This window comes from Stappia sp. MMSF_3263, assembly GCF_030733745.1.
Taxonomy (GTDB): Bacteria; Pseudomonadota; Alphaproteobacteria; order Rhizobiales; family Stappiaceae; genus Stappia.
This window is the reverse complement of record NZ_JASHIK010000016.1, coordinates 102,602-117,671: the sequence shown is the minus strand read 5'-3', so window position 1 is coordinate 117,671 and position 15,070 is coordinate 102,602. Positions and strand designations below refer to the sequence as shown.

The 15,070-nt window shown below is 64.6% G+C and carries 14 protein-coding genes; 6 read left to right on the top strand and 8 right to left on the bottom strand.

What is annotated here, in order from left to right:
- Positions 1-30 precede the first annotated feature (30 nt).
- Complete coding sequence (locus tag RBB46_RS17060; protein ID WP_306030210.1) at positions 31-1,047, bottom strand: amino acid ABC transporter substrate-binding protein; 1,017 nt, start codon at positions 1,045-1,047, stop codon at positions 31-33.
- A gap of 316 nt (positions 1,048-1,363) precedes the next feature.
- Between RBB46_RS17060 and metC the strand changes: the two genes are divergently transcribed.
- Positions 1,364-2,542, top strand: coding sequence for a cystathionine beta-lyase (gene metC, locus RBB46_RS17055; RefSeq protein WP_306030209.1), 1,179 nt, complete (start codon positions 1,364-1,366; stop codon positions 2,540-2,542).
- Positions 2,543-2,621: 79 nt separating this feature from the next.
- Here the strand turns inward: metC and RBB46_RS17050 are convergent, their stop codons facing one another.
- Genes RBB46_RS17050 through RBB46_RS17035 form a run of 4 tightly spaced genes read right to left on the bottom strand, consistent with a single transcriptional unit; the run spans position 2,622 to position 5,951 of the window.
- A complete protein-coding gene (locus RBB46_RS17050; RefSeq protein ID WP_306030208.1) occupies positions 2,622-2,948 on the bottom strand; it encodes a lipid-A-disaccharide synthase N-terminal domain-containing protein in 327 nt (108 codons plus the stop codon).
- Positions 2,945-3,721 carry a glycosyltransferase family 2 protein gene (locus RBB46_RS17045; RefSeq protein ID WP_306030207.1) on the bottom strand — a complete coding sequence of 259 codons (777 nt, stop codon included), beginning with the start codon at positions 3,719-3,721 and terminating at the stop codon, positions 2,945-2,947. Before RBB46_RS17045 ends, RBB46_RS17050 begins: the two co-directional genes overlap by 4 nt.
- A complete protein-coding gene (locus RBB46_RS17040) occupies positions 3,718-4,707 on the bottom strand; it encodes a phosphatase PAP2 family protein (protein ID WP_306030206.1) in 990 nt (329 codons plus the stop codon). Before RBB46_RS17040 ends, RBB46_RS17045 begins: the two co-directional genes overlap by 4 nt.
- The gene (locus tag RBB46_RS17035) at positions 4,704-5,951 is read right to left on the bottom strand and encodes a glycosyltransferase family 39 protein (protein WP_306030205.1); all 1,248 of its coding nucleotides are present in this window, start codon (positions 5,949-5,951) and stop codon (positions 4,704-4,706) included. The genes RBB46_RS17040 and RBB46_RS17035 overlap by 4 nt, the downstream gene beginning before the upstream one ends.
- A 166-nt stretch (positions 5,952-6,117) precedes the next feature.
- Between RBB46_RS17035 and RBB46_RS17030 the strand changes: the two genes are divergently transcribed.
- The 3 genes from RBB46_RS17030 to RBB46_RS17020 all read left to right on the top strand — a co-directional run bounded on the left by RBB46_RS17030 (position 6,118) and on the right by RBB46_RS17020 (position 9,983).
- A complete protein-coding gene (locus RBB46_RS17030) occupies positions 6,118-6,414 on the top strand; it encodes a hypothetical protein (protein ID WP_306030204.1) in 297 nt (98 codons plus the stop codon).
- 221 nt (positions 6,415-6,635) lie between these two features.
- Positions 6,636-7,457, top strand: coding sequence for a phosphodiesterase (locus RBB46_RS17025; protein ID WP_306030203.1), 822 nt, complete (start codon positions 6,636-6,638; stop codon positions 7,455-7,457).
- A gap of 381 nt (positions 7,458-7,838) precedes the next feature.
- Positions 7,839-9,983: an EAL domain-containing protein gene (locus tag RBB46_RS17020; protein ID WP_306030202.1), complete on the top strand. Its 2,145-nt coding sequence runs from the start codon at positions 7,839-7,841 to the stop codon at positions 9,981-9,983.
- Between the two features lie 45 nt (positions 9,984-10,028).
- On the opposite strand, the gene RBB46_RS17015 is transcribed toward RBB46_RS17020, so the two are convergent.
- On the bottom strand, positions 10,029-11,510 hold the full coding sequence (locus RBB46_RS17015) for a PAS domain-containing methyl-accepting chemotaxis protein (protein WP_306030201.1): 1,482 nt from the start codon (positions 11,508-11,510) through the stop codon (positions 10,029-10,031).
- A 414-nt stretch (positions 11,511-11,924) separates the two neighbouring features.
- Positions 11,925-12,938 carry a 1-aminocyclopropane-1-carboxylate deaminase gene (locus tag RBB46_RS17010; protein ID WP_306030200.1) on the bottom strand — a complete coding sequence of 338 codons (1,014 nt, stop codon included), beginning with the start codon at positions 12,936-12,938 and terminating at the stop codon, positions 11,925-11,927.
- 143 nt (positions 12,939-13,081) lie between these two features.
- Here RBB46_RS17010 and RBB46_RS17005 point away from each other — a divergent pair, with 143 nt between their 5' ends.
- Positions 13,082-13,561 (top strand): Lrp/AsnC family transcriptional regulator, encoded by a 480-nt coding sequence (locus RBB46_RS17005; protein ID WP_306030199.1) that lies wholly within the window; start codon positions 13,082-13,084, stop codon positions 13,559-13,561.
- A gap of 16 nt (positions 13,562-13,577) precedes the next feature.
- Here RBB46_RS17005 and RBB46_RS17000 read toward each other — a convergent pair whose 3' ends face one another.
- Positions 13,578-14,435 carry a LysR family transcriptional regulator gene (locus RBB46_RS17000; protein ID WP_306030198.1) on the bottom strand — a complete coding sequence of 286 codons (858 nt, stop codon included), beginning with the start codon at positions 14,433-14,435 and terminating at the stop codon, positions 13,578-13,580.
- A 98-nt stretch (positions 14,436-14,533) separates the two neighbouring features.
- On the opposite strand from RBB46_RS17000, the gene RBB46_RS16995 reads away from it, so the two are divergent.
- Complete coding sequence (locus RBB46_RS16995) at positions 14,534-14,962, top strand: VOC family protein (protein WP_306030197.1); 429 nt, start codon at positions 14,534-14,536, stop codon at positions 14,960-14,962.
- Positions 14,963-15,070 lie beyond the last annotated feature (108 nt).

Below are 15,070 nucleotides of genomic sequence, written 5' to 3'. Positions count from 1 at the left end.
TCATGCGCCGGGCCGGTCAGTTCTCGCGGATCAGCGGATCGGCGGTGCGTACTGCAGGCCACCCTTCGACCACAGCGCGTTCACGCCGCGGGCGATGCCAAGCGGAGTATCCGGACCGACATTGCGGTCGAATGCTTCGCCGTAGTTGCCAACATGCTTGATGATGCGCGCGGCCCAGTCGTTGCTGAGGCCGATGGCCTCGCCGAACTGGCCTTCGACACCGAGCAGACGACGGATGTTCGGGTTTTCGGAACCCTTCATCTCCTCGACATTGGCCGAGGTGACACCGAGCTCCTCAGCATTGAGCATCGCGTTGTGGACCCACTTCACGAGGTTGAACCACTGGTCGTCGCCCTGGCGCACTGCCGGCCCGAGCGGCTCCTTGGAGATGATCTCCGGAAGCACGATGTGGTCGCCCGGGTTGGTGAGCTGCAGGCGGATCGAGTAGAGGCCCGAGGCGTCGGTCGTGTAGACGTCGCAACGATTGGCGTCGTAGGCGGCGTTGACCTCCTCGAGCTTCTCGAACACCACCGGGTTGTAGTCCATCCCGTTGGCCTTGAAGTAGTCCGTCAGGTTCAGCTCGGTGGTGGTGCCGGTCTGCACGCAGACCGAGGCGCCGGACAGCTCGAGCGCCGAGGAAACGTCGAGCGACTTGCGGACCATGAAGCCCTGGCCGTCATAGTAGTTCACACCCGTGAAGTTGAGGCCGAGCGTCGTGTCGCGGCTCATCGTCCAGGTCGTGTTGCGCACCAGAACGTCGACTTCGCCGGTCTGCAGCGCCGTGAAGCGCTCCTTGGCCGTCAGCGGCGTGAACTTGACCGCGTTCGGATCGTCGAAGATCGCCGCAGCGATGGCGCGGCACGTGTCGACGTCGAGGCCGTTCCACTCGCCCTTGTCGTCCGGAGCGGCGAAACCGGCAAGACCGGTGTTCGAGCCGCACTGCAGGAAGCCCTTGGCCTTCACGTCATCGAGCGTCGCAGCGGAAGCGGCGGTGGCGGTCAAGCCAAGCGCCGCGCCGAGCACGATCGGAAGGAATTTATGCGTCATGGTTATGCAGCCTTCTCTTTTGCCCTGTTTATTCTGGGTTTTTTCGAGATCACGCGTCTGGGATACAGGATGCGACCATGTTGTGCAGACTCCGCCCCGATCAACATCAAGAAGCAGTGTCGACACTGGAATACCCCCTCCCGGCGTCCTCGCGATCTTGGTTTTTCTGTGATCGTCGAAGATACCACCGTCATCTCATGGGTGCATTCGATGGCATTTATCGCTATGGGTCAAGAGGCCGACGCACAGTAAGGCACGATTTGTGAAAAACTTTTCGCAACGCGAAAATCCAGTCAGAAACTCCGAAAGGGTCTAGATGTCCGCGTCCCACTCCAACCCGGCGCGAGGTCTTGCGACACGCCTGACGCATGCGGGCCGAAAGCCGGAAGATTTCCATGGTTTCGTGAACCCGCCGGTGGTTCATGCCTCGACTGTCCTGTTTCCCGACAGCAAGACGATGCTCACAGGCGCGCAGCCCTTCCACTACGCGCGACGCGGCAATCCGACCACCAACGCCCTTGAGGACGCCGTCACCGAGATCGAGGGCGCGGCCGGCGCCAGGCTCGCTCCCTCCGGCCTTGCCGCGATCTCGCTCGCCCTGCTCTCGTGCCTGTCCTCCGGCGACCATGTACTGATCACCGACAGCGCCTACGGCCCGACCCGGAACCTTGCCGAGACGACGCTTCGGCGCCTGGGCATCGACGTCGACTATTACGACCCGACGATCGGCGCGGGCATCGCCGCCCTGTTCAAACCGAACACCAAGGCGGTGATGACCGAGGCCCCGGGCTCTCTGACTTTCGAGATGCAGGACATTCCCGCGATCGCCGAGGTGGCGCATGCCGCCGGCGCGCTCGTGCTGATGGACAACACCTGGGCGACCGCCTGCTTCTTCCGCGCCATCGAGCACGGCGTCGACCTGTCGATCCAGGCCGGAACCAAGTATCTGGTCGGCCACTCGGACGCGATGCTGGGCACCGTCGCCGCCAGCCCCCGTGCCCTTGACGGGCTCGTCGAGACCTATGGCGCGCTCGGCCTGCATGTCGGGCCGGACGATGTCTTCCTCGGCCTGCGCGGGCTGCGCACCATGGACGTGCGCCTGCGCCATCACATGGCCAGCGGCCTGGAGATCGCGCGCTGGCTGCAGACGCGGCCCGAGGTCGCGCGCGTCCGTCATCCGGCGCTGCCCGAAGACCCGGGCCATGCCATCTGGAAACGGGACTTCACCGGCGCCTGCGGCCTCTTCGCCTTCGATTTCATCGACAGCGTCAGCCTCGAGCAGAGCCACGCCTTCCTCGACGCGCTGAAGCTGTTCGGGCTCGGCTATTCCTGGGGCGGGTTCGAGAGCCTGGCGATCCCCGTCCGCCTCAAGGGCGCGCGCACGGCAACGCCCCTGCCCGAGGGCGGACCGAGCATCCGCCTGCATATCGGCCTGGAGGATGTCGCCGACATCCGCGGAGACCTGGAAGCGGGCTTCGCCGCCCTCAAGGGTTGAGACAAAAGGGACGGCGCCATTCCGCGCCGTCCCTTCCCCGCTTTTCATCGACCCTGGAAGCAAGCCCCCCGATGGCGCTTCAGATGTTCGGATCCTTGCGCTTCTCGCGGAAGATCAGCCACAGATTGCGGAAATAGATCACCAGTCCGAGCCCCTGCCCGGCGATGAACACCGGATCGCCCGCCTGGATCGCGTAGACGAGCAGCAGTCCGCCGCCGGCGACCGAAAAGAACCAGAAAGCGACCGGAACGATCGAACGGCCGACCCGCTCCGATGCGATCCATTGCACCACGAAGCGCATCATGAACATCGCCTGGGCGACAAAGCCGAGCGCCACCCATCCGTCGAAACGCTCGATGAAGACCAGATAGAGCCAGGCGAGAAGATCGTTCAGCACGGCGCTCACTCCTTGCCTGTTGCCACATTCGTCGGGGCGGAGCCCTGGAAGCCCGCAACCCGCGTCACCTGCGGCACCCTGCGACGGCGCCGGCGCAGCCACCAGACGCCATAAAGATCGAGGATGCCGATCAGCGCGCGGTCGAAGATCCCGTATTTCGAGCTGCCGTGGCGGCGCTGCCGGTCGACGATATCGACATGGGTCACGCCATGCCCCTCGCGCAGAACCAGCGCCGGCAGGAAACGATGCCAGCTGTCGAAATAGGGCAGAAGCAGGAAGACCTCGCGCCGAACGGCCTTCAGCCCGCAGCCAGAGTCGCGCGTCTGGTCCCTCAGCAGACGCCCCCGCAGCCCGTTGGCAAGGCGCGAGGCCTGGCGTTTGGCCCAACTCGCCTTGCGTCCGGTGCGCTGGCCCGCCGCCAGCGCGACGCCGGGCCCCGCCGCCTCAAGCGCTTCGAGCAGCGCCGGAATATAGGCAGGGTCGTTCTCGCCGTCGCCGTCGATGGTGACGACGATGCGCCCGCGCGCGGCATGCAGCCCCGAGCGCACCGAAGCGCTCTGCCCGCAGGCCACCTCGTGACGCAACCCCCGCAGATAGGGAGCCTGTTGCGCGAGTTCCGCCAGATAACCGGCCGTGCCATCGCCCGATCCATCGTCGACGACGATGATCTCGAAGAGCCGTCCGTCAAGCGCGACGGCGATCTCCGCAATCAACTCGCCCAGGTTGTCGCGCTCGTCCTTTGCCGGGACGATGACGGAAATCTCGGGCTCGGCGGCGCTCATTGTAGTGTGTCCTGAATGTCATGCCGCGCCCCGGCGGCCGGCGTGAGGGGGGCAGCGCCGGTGACCGGGCGCTTTCCGGTCAGTGCGCGCAACAGCGCCCTGGCACCGAGCCGGGCGCCTGTCCGGCCGATGATCGGGCGGATGCTGCCGGCCTCGTCGAAGACGAAGCCGATGCGCCGTCGCGCCATCCAGCGTCCGACGACCAGCGCCACGCTCATGCCCAGCAGCGTGCCGGCGATCACGTCGCTGGGATAATGGGCCCCGACCATGATGCGGCTGAAGGCGATCCAGAAGGCGCACACGATGATCAGCCAGCGATAAGTTGGAAAGATCAGCGCCAGCGCGGTCGCATAGGCGGCAACCGTCGTCGAATGGCCGGAGGGAAAGCTCGTATAGGCACCCTTGAAGGCGAAGACGTCGAAATGCACCGGGCCGACCATCTCGTAGAGCTTTGGCCGCGCCCGGCCGAGCACCCATTTCAGCAGCAGAACCGCAACACCGCTCGCCGCCACCGCCGCGAAGATGTAGGCGGCAAAGGTCCAAACGGTGCCAAGCGCCATGCGCATCCGGAAGCGCATCGCATCCCAGTCGAGCGCCAGCGTCAGCAAACAGTAGAGACCGGTGCTCCACAGGATCCAGTGGCCCTTGCCAAGATCCGTGATCGCCGAGAAGGCCGCCTTGTACTCCTGCGGCAGCGAACGCAGCCAGGGATAGGTCGGGATATCCAGCGCGATGACGGCAATACCGACCGTCAGCAGCAGCACCGCCAGGACATCCTGCGGCCGATGACCGGGCGGCAGCGTCCGGGTCGCGCTGGCGACCCGCGCATTGCGCCCGTCCACCAGCGCCTTCATGCGCGCCGCGTTGGCCCGGGCACGCTCGAACGCGCGCCGCAACCTGGCCTGCAGCCGCGATGTCGCCGGCTCCCCGCCCTGACCGGCGCTGCCGGTCGCGGTTGCGTCACTGTCCTTGTCGGTCTCGCTCATTCGTTCAGATCCGTGGCCCGGTAGATGCCGAAATCCAGTTTCTTGCCGCCATTGATGTTGAAGCCCTGGATGCGCGTTGCGGGAGTGACGTTCGCGCGCCCGCTCTCGGCCAGCGCGGCGAGGAAGGCGGCTTCCTCACGCCCCTCGACGACGGCGATCCGGCAGCGTCCGGTCGCGCCCGGCTGCGGCACCTCCAGAAGGAAGGCGGCCGTGTCCACCGCCGAAAGCGGTCGCGTGTCCGTGCCCTGCAGGAAAATATAGCTCGGCTCGTTGAAGCCGCTATTGGCGACCAGCGGATCCGCACACCCCGCGACCGTGCCGACTTGCGCGGCAAGTCGCGGGCTGATCCACATTGGCGACAGGCTCGGCAAGGTAAACCCCCAGGTCGCGACGATCAGCAAGAGGCCGGCGGCAAGCGTCGGCGGCAGGGCGGCGGCGGCAGCCCCGCGGGCCAGCCGGCGCATTGCCGCAAGTCCCGGCAGCAGCGCGAGCACGGCGATCATCGCTCCGGGAGGCGAAGGCCAGGTACCCAGCACCGGACCGGCCGCGAAATTCGCCACGACGACACCCGCCACCGGCACGGCCAGCAGGCCGGCGGCGGCATAGCGCCACGCCCTGGAAAGGGAGCGGGTTTCGCCTTCCGAGTGCCGCGAAAGCAGCACGGCGGCAACCAGGGCAATCGTCGGCAGCAGCGGCAGCGTGTAATGGGGAAGCTTCGTCGCCGTCAGTTCGAACACTGCCCAGGACGGCAGGATCCAGCACAGGGCAAACAGCACAACCGGGCTCTTCAACGAGCGCATCAGCGTCGGCAGGGCCAGCACGGCGAATGCCGGCAACGGCCAGAAGGTGACGAGCGCTGCGGCCAGATGTGTGAGCGGCGGCGCCCCGTGGCTCTCCTGCCCGCTGCCGACCTTGGCCAGAAGGTCCTTGCCGATCGCCTCGTCGAAGAAGGCGCCGTCGGTCTGAAGATAGATCGCGACAAACCAGGGCAGCACCATCAGCGCGAACGCGATGCCCCCCTGTAGCGGGTAGAGCCGCTTCAGCCAGGAAAACTGGCGTTGCACCGCGCAAAGAGCAATGAGCGCCAGGCCGACGACCATCGGGCCGACCGGCCCCTTGATCAGTACGGAAAGCGCCAAAGCGACCCAGAAGACGGCGGCAAGGCGCGGATGGCGTCCACTCTCGCGGTCGAGCCAGATGCGCGCCAGCGCACCCTGCGCCGCCAGGATCGTGGCGAGCAGCATCGCATCGGTCTTGGCCAGCCGGGCCTCGACCCCAAGCAGCAGGGTCGCCGCGACAAGCGCACCAATAGGTCAGGAGCACGGCGAGGATCGCGCCGATCTGCGAGGGCAGCCGATAGACCCAGATGGGGGCCTTCGAACCCAGGCCGCTCGCCTCGACGGCGGCGGATTGCAGCCAGTAGATGCCGACCGGCTTCTTGTGCCGGGCCTCGTCCTGGAAACGGATGTCGATGAAATCGTGACTTTCCACCATCTGTTTGGTGGCCTGGGCGAATCGCGGCTCGTCCCGGTCGAGCGGCGGCACCTGCGCAAGACCGGGCAGGAAGAAGGCAAGCGAAAGCGCGAGCAACATCAGCGGTGCGAGGCCGCGATGCCCGACCGTCCGCAGCCAGCGCGCACCGGGCCCGGCGAAAGCCTCTGTGGATTGCCCGGCAGTCGTTTCGCTCATGTCAAATTCGCCTGCTAATGCGGCCTGCCACGGCAAGCGCCAACACCCCCGCGCGCTTCCTACATGAGCGCGCGCGAAAGGGAAACCTTCCGCGCGCATCCCGCAACCATTCTGTTGACCCCGGGCACCGGTCGCACGCATCCGGAGCCCGGTCGATGCTTTCTTCCCTCGCCTGTGCCGGGCAGTTTCGCTAAATCAGGACACTGCGCCGGCATGTGCGCCCCAAGACGGAGAGACCGATGACCCTGATCGCACAGATCACCGACCTGCACATTCGCCCGCGCGGGCTTGCCTGCTACCGGGTCAGCGAAACCAACATGCTCGCCCGGCGCGCCATCGAGGCGCTCAACGCCTTCGATCCGCAGCCCGACGCCATCGTCGTCACCGGCGATCTCGGCGACACCCCGGATGAACGCGAATATGCCGGCGTTCAGCGCCTGCTGTCGCGGCTCAAGGCCCCGGTCTACGTGCTTCCTGGCAATCACGATTCCGTCAAGCTGATGCGCGAGAGCCTGAGCGGGGTCGGCCCGATCCACGAGGGCGAGAACGGCAAGATGCACTACGCGGTCGACATCGGCGATGTCCGCCTGGTCGCCCTCGACAGCGCCGTCCCGGGTGCCCCGCATGGCGAACTCGGCGAGGCGCAGATCGCCTGGCTTGATCGCACGCTGGCCGAAAGCGACCGCCCGACGCTGGTTGCCCTGCACCACCCGCCGGCACTGACCGGCATTGCCCACATGGACCGCATCGGCCTGAAGGATGCCGCCGCCTTTGCCGGCGTCATCTCGCGTCACAGCCACGTGGCGCGCGTCATGTGCGGCCATATCCATCGCACGATCATCGCAGCGGTCGGCGGAACGGTGATGACACTGGCGCCCAGCACCGGCCATCAGGTCCATCTCGACATACTCGACAAGGGCGAGGGCGAATTCATCATGGAGCCGCCGGCGTTCTTCATGCATCACCACACCCGTGACAGCGGTGTGGTCAGCCATCTCGCTTATGTCGAGAAGTTCGCCGGTCCCTACCCCTTCTTCGCCGACGAAGGCGTCAGCTTCTGAGCGGCAGGCTTGGGAGCAAACTTCGAACCAGGGTAACGGCGGATGAATTCCGGTCCGGTTGCGGCACCAGGCAGCCGGACCGTCCGCCCACGAGAGATGACAAGCTTCCGGCCGCAAAGATTTCAAACGACCTCCGCTATTTAACCATCGGCAAAAAATCCTTCCGAGAAGTTTATATTAATTTTCGAATAGTTTTAAGTATCGCACGGCGTATACCATACTCTGATCTCCCAGTGGACGACGGTAGAAATATCAATTTCCATTAAGCCGAAGTTGGAACTACACTTTTACGTATACGACAGACGTCTGACTCGTCAGCGTCGTCGCCGGCCGGTGCGTTTCATGGGCAGGAGGGGCGGCGCAAGCAACCGGACAGGGATATTGAAACGGCCGCCAGCGCAGCTCCGACCGACACGACGCAGCGCCGCCAGGGCGCGGGCCCTGGACAATCCGGCTGCCCGCCTGATGCTGGCCAATCCCCTGCCCTTCGTCGTCATGCGCGTGTCGCGCGGGCCGGACGGAACCTATGTCGTGGACTATATCAGTGAGAGTTGTACCGAGGTCTGGGGTCTGGATCCCCAGGAGGTCGGCGGAGACCTTGGCAAGCTCTGGTCGCGCGTGCATCCCGACGATCTGCCGCATGTGATCGACCGGCTGCGCGGCGGTGCCCGCATGCGCGAAGAGTGGACGGCGACCCTGCGGATCGACATCGGCAGCGGCCGGGAAAAATGGGTGGTCGGACGCGGCCTGCCCCGTCACGACCTGCCGAACGACGCCTGGAACATCACCATCACCGACGTCACCGCCCAGATGCAGGCCTATTCGGACCTGCATGCGAGCGAGGCCAGGTTCCGGGCCCTGGCGGAAAACATCCCCGGTGCCATCTTCCGCTACCGGTTGCGCAATGACGGCGTGCACCAGATCTTCGACATGACGCCAGGCTGCCAGAGCATCTGGGAACTGCCGGCGGAGGCGATCAACAGCGACCCGACGCCGATCTGGAACATGATTCACCCCCAGGACGTGCCGCCGATGATGGAATCGGTGCTTGAATCCGCCCGCAGCCTGACCCCCTGGCACTATATCTGGCGACTGACGACCCCCTCCGGCAAGTTCAAGTGGCTTGAGGGCCGCGGACTGCCACGCCGCGAGGCAAACGGAGAAACCGTCTGGCACAGCGTCATCCTCGACGTCACCGACCAGCGGCTCAAGGACGAGGAAATCCGCCGTCTCGCCGAGCGCGACGAGCTCACCGGGCTCGCCAATCGCGCCCTTTTGCGCCGCCGTCTCGACGACGCGCTGCGTCAGCGGCTGGAGGATGGCCGCTCCGGCGCCTTGATCCTCCTCGACCTCGATCATTTCAAGGACATCAACGACACGCTCGGGCACGATGCCGGCGACCGCTTCCTGCGCGCCACTGCCGCGCGGCTGGGCGAATGCGTCAGCCCCTCCGACATCGTCGCGCGGATCGGCGGCGACGAGTTCGTCGTGGTTCTCGGCCAGGCCGACGACGAGGACACGGTCCGCAGGGTGATCGGCCGCATCAGTGCGCGCCTGTCACAGGATGTCCGCATCGAAGGCCGCGACCTGTCGACCAGCGTCTCGCTTGGCGCGGTGATTTTCCCCCGTGACGGCCAGACGCCCAACACGCTCTTGAAACATGCAGACATTGCCCTGTTCGAGGCCAAGGCTGCAGGCCGGCAGACCTACACGTTCTTCTCGCCGGCACTAAGCGCCGTGCGCGAGCGTCGCAGGCGTCTTGCCGAGGCGTTGCGCGCGGCCATCGCCGCCGACGAGCTGTGCATCGCCTTCCAGCCGATCGTCGAGGCGAGCAGCCGCCTCCACAAGGGCTTCGAGGCGCTCGCCCGCTGGACGTTGGACGGCCAGCCGATCTCGCCGGCGGAGTTCATCCCCCTGTCGGAGGAGACAGGTCTCGCCGTGCCCCTCGGCCTTGTGCTCCTGCGCCGCACGCTGCGCCTTGCAAGACTGCTCTCCGATGCCGGATTCGACCACGGCACGATCTCGGTCAATGTCTCCGCCGCGCAGCTGCGCGAACCCGACTTCGCCGCCACCGTCGCGGCAATGCTGAAAGAGCACGGGTTGCCGGCCGAGCGGCTCGAGGTCGAGGTGACGGAGACCGTCATCTTCGGGCGCTTTGCCGAGCGCATCGCCCTGACCCTGCGCGAATTGCGGCGACTTGGCACCCGCATCGCACTGGACGATTTCGGCACCGGCTACGCCTCGCTCGCCCACCTGAAGCGCATCCAGGTGGATCGGCTGAAGATCGATCAGTCGTTTGTCCGCGATGTCGAGACCGACCCCGACGACGCTGTCATCGTGCGCACCGTCATCAGCCTGGCCAAATCGCTTGGCATGGATGTCGTGGCCGAAGGCATCGAGACGCTGGAACAACTCGCCTTCCTGCAGGAGAACGGCTGCGACCTCGCCCAGGGTTATCTCTTCGGCCGCCCGACCACGAGCGAGTCCGACATCCGCACCTATCTCGGCAACGGCACCACCCACTGACGATTGCAGCGGGGGATGATCGCAGCAGGAGAAAGCGCAGGGTCGCTATCTTGCAAGGACCGTGGCCGCTTCCTTGGTCTTCTTGAAGGCGACGTCGATCTGCGTCACCGCATCGCCGATCTCGGTGATCGAACCGGAAATCGCTCCCACCGAAGCCGCGACCTGATGCATGCTTTCCGACATGCCGTTGGTGACAACGCTCTGTTCCTCCACCGCGGACGCTGCGGCGGCCACCTGACCGAAGACCGTATCGACCGCCCCTCGAATGTTTTCCAGCGTCATCACCACGTCGCTGGTGACGGTCTGCACGCCATCGATCTCGCGGGCGATCTGGTCGGTGGCCTTGGCCGCCTCCCCGGCAAGGTTCTTAACCTCGCTGGCCACCACGGCAAAGCCGCGGCCGGCCTCGCCGGCGCGCGCCGATTCGATCGTGGCATTCAGCGCCAGAAGATTGATCTGGCCGGCAATGTCCTGGATGAGACCAACGATCCCGCCCATCGCCGTCGCCGCGCTGACGAGCTTCTCGGTCGCCGCCTCGGCCGCCTTCGCATGCTCGGCGGCACTTTCGGTCGCGACGCGGGATCGGGACATGTTCTGGGAGATTTCAGCAATCGAGGAGGCCAACTCCTCGGCGCTCGAGGCCAGCGCCTGCACGTGATCGGAGGTCTGGTCCGCGGCCCCGGCAACGGTTTCGGCCTGACTGTCGGTGCGCGACAACGCCATCTCCACATCCGCGAAATTCTTGTGAATCAGCTCCTGCAGGTTCTGCAGCAGCTTCATCTGTGCGGTGATGTCGGTGGCGAACTTGATGATCTTGTAGGGCTTGCCGTCAGGCGTCAGGATCGGGTTGTAGGAGGCCTCGATCCAGATCTCCTTGCCATCCTTGCCGTAGCGACGGAACTGTCCGGCCTGGAACTCGCCGTTGCGCAGCTTCCGCCAGAACTCCTTATAATCGGCGCTCTTGCGGTAGTCGTCGTCGACGAACATCCCGTGATGATTGCCGACGATCTCCTCCAGCCGATAGCCGACCGCCCCCAGGAAGTTCGGATTCGCATCCGTGATCGTTCCGTCCAGATCGAAGGAAATGACGGCGCTGACCTTGTTGATCGCCTCCACCTGCCCCTTCATCTCCGCCGCCTCGATCGTCGAGGACGTCACGTCGGTGGCAAACTTGATGATCTTGAGGACGCTGCCGTTCGCGGCGAGGATCGGATTGTAGGACGCCTCGATCCAGACGACGTCCCCCTCCTTGTCGAAGCGCTTGAACTGTCCGGCCTGAAATTCCCCGCGCCCCAGCCGTTTCCAGAATTCCCGGTAGTCGGAACTCTTGGCATAGTCCTTGTCGACAAACATCGAATGATGATTGCCGGCAATCTCGTCGAGCCTGTAGCCGAGCGCGTCGAGAAAGTTCTGGTTGGCGTCGATAATGGTTCCGTCAGCGGAAAATTCGATGCGTGCCTGTGACTTGTCCAGCGCAATGCGAATGGCCTCGGATTCCGATACCTTGCGCCCACCAAAGCGAAACATGGCTTTTCCTTTCGTCCAAAAGACGAGCCTGGGTTAAATGTCTCCCCTCCCCGGCATGCTCTGAACTGGAATGCGGCCTGATCGCAACTTACGGGCGATATTTATAACTTTCAGTTAACTGTAAAAACTGACTTTCTTTCAATATGATAGTGATTTCCCTTAAGCAAAATCACGGTCGTTCCGCGCAGAATCGCTTCCAGGGAAGCTACCTGGAAGCTTCCAAGACCGGCATGAACCCCTACGTTTTCTGGAGCTCCATATCGCATTTGATGTCGCCCGCATGCCGCACCCGCCATCACGGCACAGGCTGCCGCATCGCAAGCTTTCATCCCTTTTGTCGAAATCATCCTCAGGTTGTGCTGGCGGTCGATGTCGAGGCAAAGGCGACCGGTGGTGACACCGGCCGCCCTGTCGTCAGCCGTTGCGGAACGTGTAGCCATAGCCGTTGAGGGCGGGAGCGCCACCGAGATGGGCGTAGAGCACTTTCGATCCTTCGGGGAAATAGCCCTTCTTGACGAGGTCCATCATGCCCTGCATGGACTTGCCCTCGTAGACGGGGTCGGTGATCATCCCCTCCAGGCGGGCACAGACGCGGATCGCCTCCTTCGTCTCCTCCGACGGCACGCCGTAGAGCGGATAGGCATAGTCCTCGACCAGCACCACGTCGTCCTCGCTCACCGGCCGGCCGAGCTCGACCAGATCCGCCGTGCGCCGCGCGATCTCCAAAACTTGCGCCTTCGTCTGCTCGGGTGTCGCGGATGCGTCGATGCCGATCACCTGGCGCGCGCGGCCATCCGCGGCAAAGCCGACCAGCATGCCGGCATGGGTCGAACCGGTCACCGTGCACACGACGATATAGTCGAACTTGAAGCCAAGTTCGGCCTCCTGCGCGCGCACTTCCTCGGCAAAGCCGACATAGCCGAGCCCGCCATACTTGTGCACCGACGCGCCGGCAGGGATCGCATAGGGCTTGCCACCGCCCGCCTCCACGTCCGCCAGCGCCTCTTCCCAGCTCTTGCGGATGCCGATGTCGAAACCCTCGTCGACCATCTGCACGTCCGCACCCATGATCCGGCTCAGCATGATGTTGCCGACCCGGTCGTAGACCGCATCCTCGTGCGGCACCCAGCTCTCCTGGACCAGCCGGCACTTGAACCCGATCTTGGCCGCGACGGCGGCGATCATGCGGGTGTGGTTGGACTGCACGCCACCGATGGAAACGAGCGTGTCCGCGCCGCTCCGGATTGCATCGGGGATGATGTACTCGAGCTTGCGAAGCTTGTTGCCGCCATAGGCAAGGCCGGAATTGCAGTCCTCGCGCTTGGCGTAGATCTCGACCTTGCCGCCCAGATGCGCGCCAAGACGGTCGAGCTTCTCGATATGGGTCGGCCCGAATGTCAGCGGATAACGTTCAAATTTGTCCAGCATGTCTGTCCTCGGCAGGAGTGTTCGATGCCGAAAACGCTAGCAATTCTTCCCTGAAATGTACTCTCGAAATAGAGGTGCTGTGTGAGGTGAATATGATACATTATGAAAAAGAATGAATTCATAGAGCAACCAAGTTGGAAAAGATGAAAGATTCCACCACATCATCCCCACTCGACCGAACCGATCTCAGGATTCTGAAGCTCCTGCAGGAAGACGGGCGCCTGACCAATGCCGAACTGGCGCTGCGCACCAACACCTCTCCCGCCACTTGCCACCGCCGCACCCAGAGGCTGCTGGCCGAGGGCTACATCCCACAGGTTCGCGCCATGGTCGCGCCGGACAAGGTCGGCCGCGGCGCGCTGGTCATGGTCGGGGTGGTGCTCGACCGATCGACGCCGGAAAGCTTTACCGAGTTTGAGCATGCCGTGCGCAAGCTGAGCTTCGTGCTCGACTGCCACCTGGTGGCCGGGGATTTCGACTACTTCCTCAAGATCCGGGTGCGCGACATGGCGGATTTCAACCGGTTGCACGGCGAAAAACTGATCGCCCTGCCCGGCACCCGCCAGACCCGCACCTTCTTCGTCATGAAGGAAGTGATCGACAACGCTCCCCTCGACTTTTGAGGCGCAAGCAATTCCCTCACAGTGCTCTCCGGCACTCTCCGATCATCAGGGCAACGACCTCGTCCCGTGCCATCGGGCCGGCAACGCCGATCTCCCGCGCGAAGTCCGGAGCCTCCAGCGACACCGTGCGAACCTCGCCGAAATAGCCCATGTAAGCCTCTGACTGCGGTACGATCGCCACGCCCAGTCCGTTGGCCACCATCGTCAGCAGCGCCGGAATGTCGTCGAGTTCGGCCCAGTCATTGACGCTTACCCCCTGCTGATCAAGGAACCGCTCGACCTGGCGTCCGCCGAAGGAGTGGCGGCTGTATCTGAGGAACGGCCGGGTCGCAGCGCTCGTCCGCCAGTCCGTGTCCGGCCAGTCCGGCGGCACGGCCAGAACGAACGGCTCCCGCACCAGGGGTTCCCAGGCGACATCCTGCGGCAGGCCAAAACCCGGCCGGATGATCACCGCCAGATCCAGTTCGCCGGCATCGAGCCGGTCAAGCAGGTCGAGGGACAGGCCCGGGATCACCTGCACCCGATACCCCGGGCAGGCCCGATGAAACCCGGTCAGCGCCCGGCGCACCAGCGTCGGCTGGGTGGAGACTATCGCCCCGATACGCAGGCATCCGTGCTGTCTGGAAAGATCCATGGGCTCGGCCAGGCTGTCAGCCAGAGCCAGCAGTTCTCCGGCGCGCGCGAGCACCCGTCGCCCGGTTTCGTTCAGCGTGGCGGAACGGCCCGTCCGGTCGAACAGGCGCTGGCCGAGCTTCTCCTCCAGCCGCTTCATCTGGCCGCTGACGGCAGCCTGCGTCAGGCCGATCCGCTCGCCTGCAGCTGCAAAGGTGCCGTGTCGCGCCACGGCGACGAGGGTCTTGAGTTCAGCGATCATTCATAAGCTTTTGTTTGCCTCAGCCTCACAACATACAGTTATCAATTATGAGAGGGCGTTGATAGGGTGCCGTGATCGATTCATTTCAGGAGCTGACCATGACGGACCGTGCCATTCGCCCCTTCCATCTCGCTTTTCCGGTCGACGATCTCGAGGCCGCCCGCGCCTTCTACAAGGGGCTTCTCGGCTGCCGCGAGGGCCGCAGTTCCCCCGACTGGGTGGATTTCGACTTCTACGGCCACCAGATCGTTGCCCATCTCGCACCGGGGGAAACCGGCAAGGGTGCGACGAGCGCGGTCGACGGACACGGAGTGCCGGTGCGCCATTTCGGTCTCGTTATGGCGATGGACGAGTGGCAGCAGATGGCCGACCGGCTGACCGCGGCCGGTGTCGACTTCGTCATCGAGCCCTATATCCGCTTCAAGGGGCAGCCCGGCGAGCAGGCAACGATGTTCTTCACCGATCCGGCCGGCAATGCGGTCGAGCTGAAGGCGTTTGCCAACATGGACCAGCTTTTCGCCACTTGATCAGGGGCATCAGGCCCCGCCGGACAGGGGTCTCCCTCGCCCGGTTCGGCCGGGCCGGCAAAGGGACAGGGCGGGACGGGCATAATGCCCGTGGCCTTCCCACCCGGC

Bases quoted from the DNA above. Each gene is read 5' to 3' on its own strand.
- RBB46_RS17060 (WP_306030210.1), bottom strand. From the start codon at position 1,047: ATGACGCATAAATTCCTTCCGATCGTGCTCGGCGCGGCGCTTGGCTTG.
- metC (WP_306030209.1), top strand. From the start codon at position 1,364: ATGTCCGCGTCCCACTCCAACCCGGCGCGAGGTCTTGCGACACGCCTG.
- RBB46_RS17045 (WP_306030207.1), bottom strand. From the start codon at position 3,721: ATGAGCGCCGCCGAGCCCGAGATTTCCGTCATCGTCCCGGCAAAGGAC.
- RBB46_RS17040 (WP_306030206.1), bottom strand. From the start codon at position 4,707: ATGAGCGAGACCGACAAGGACAGTGACGCAACCGCGACCGGCAGCGCC.
- RBB46_RS17035 (WP_306030205.1), bottom strand. From the start codon at position 5,951: ATGCTGCTCGCCACGATCCTGGCGGCGCAGGGTGCGCTGGCGCGCATC.
- RBB46_RS17025 (WP_306030203.1), top strand. From the start codon at position 6,636: ATGACCCTGATCGCACAGATCACCGACCTGCACATTCGCCCGCGCGGG.
- RBB46_RS17015 (WP_306030201.1), bottom strand. From the start codon at position 11,510: ATGTTTCGCTTTGGTGGGCGCAAGGTATCGGAATCCGAGGCCATTCGC.
- RBB46_RS17010 (WP_306030200.1), bottom strand. From the start codon at position 12,938: ATGCTGGACAAATTTGAACGTTATCCGCTGACATTCGGGCCGACCCAT.
- RBB46_RS17005 (WP_306030199.1), top strand. From the start codon at position 13,082: ATGAAAGATTCCACCACATCATCCCCACTCGACCGAACCGATCTCAGG.
- RBB46_RS17000 (WP_306030198.1), bottom strand. From the start codon at position 14,435: ATGATCGCTGAACTCAAGACCCTCGTCGCCGTGGCGCGACACGGCACC.
- RBB46_RS16995 (WP_306030197.1), top strand. From the start codon at position 14,534: ATGACGGACCGTGCCATTCGCCCCTTCCATCTCGCTTTTCCGGTCGAC.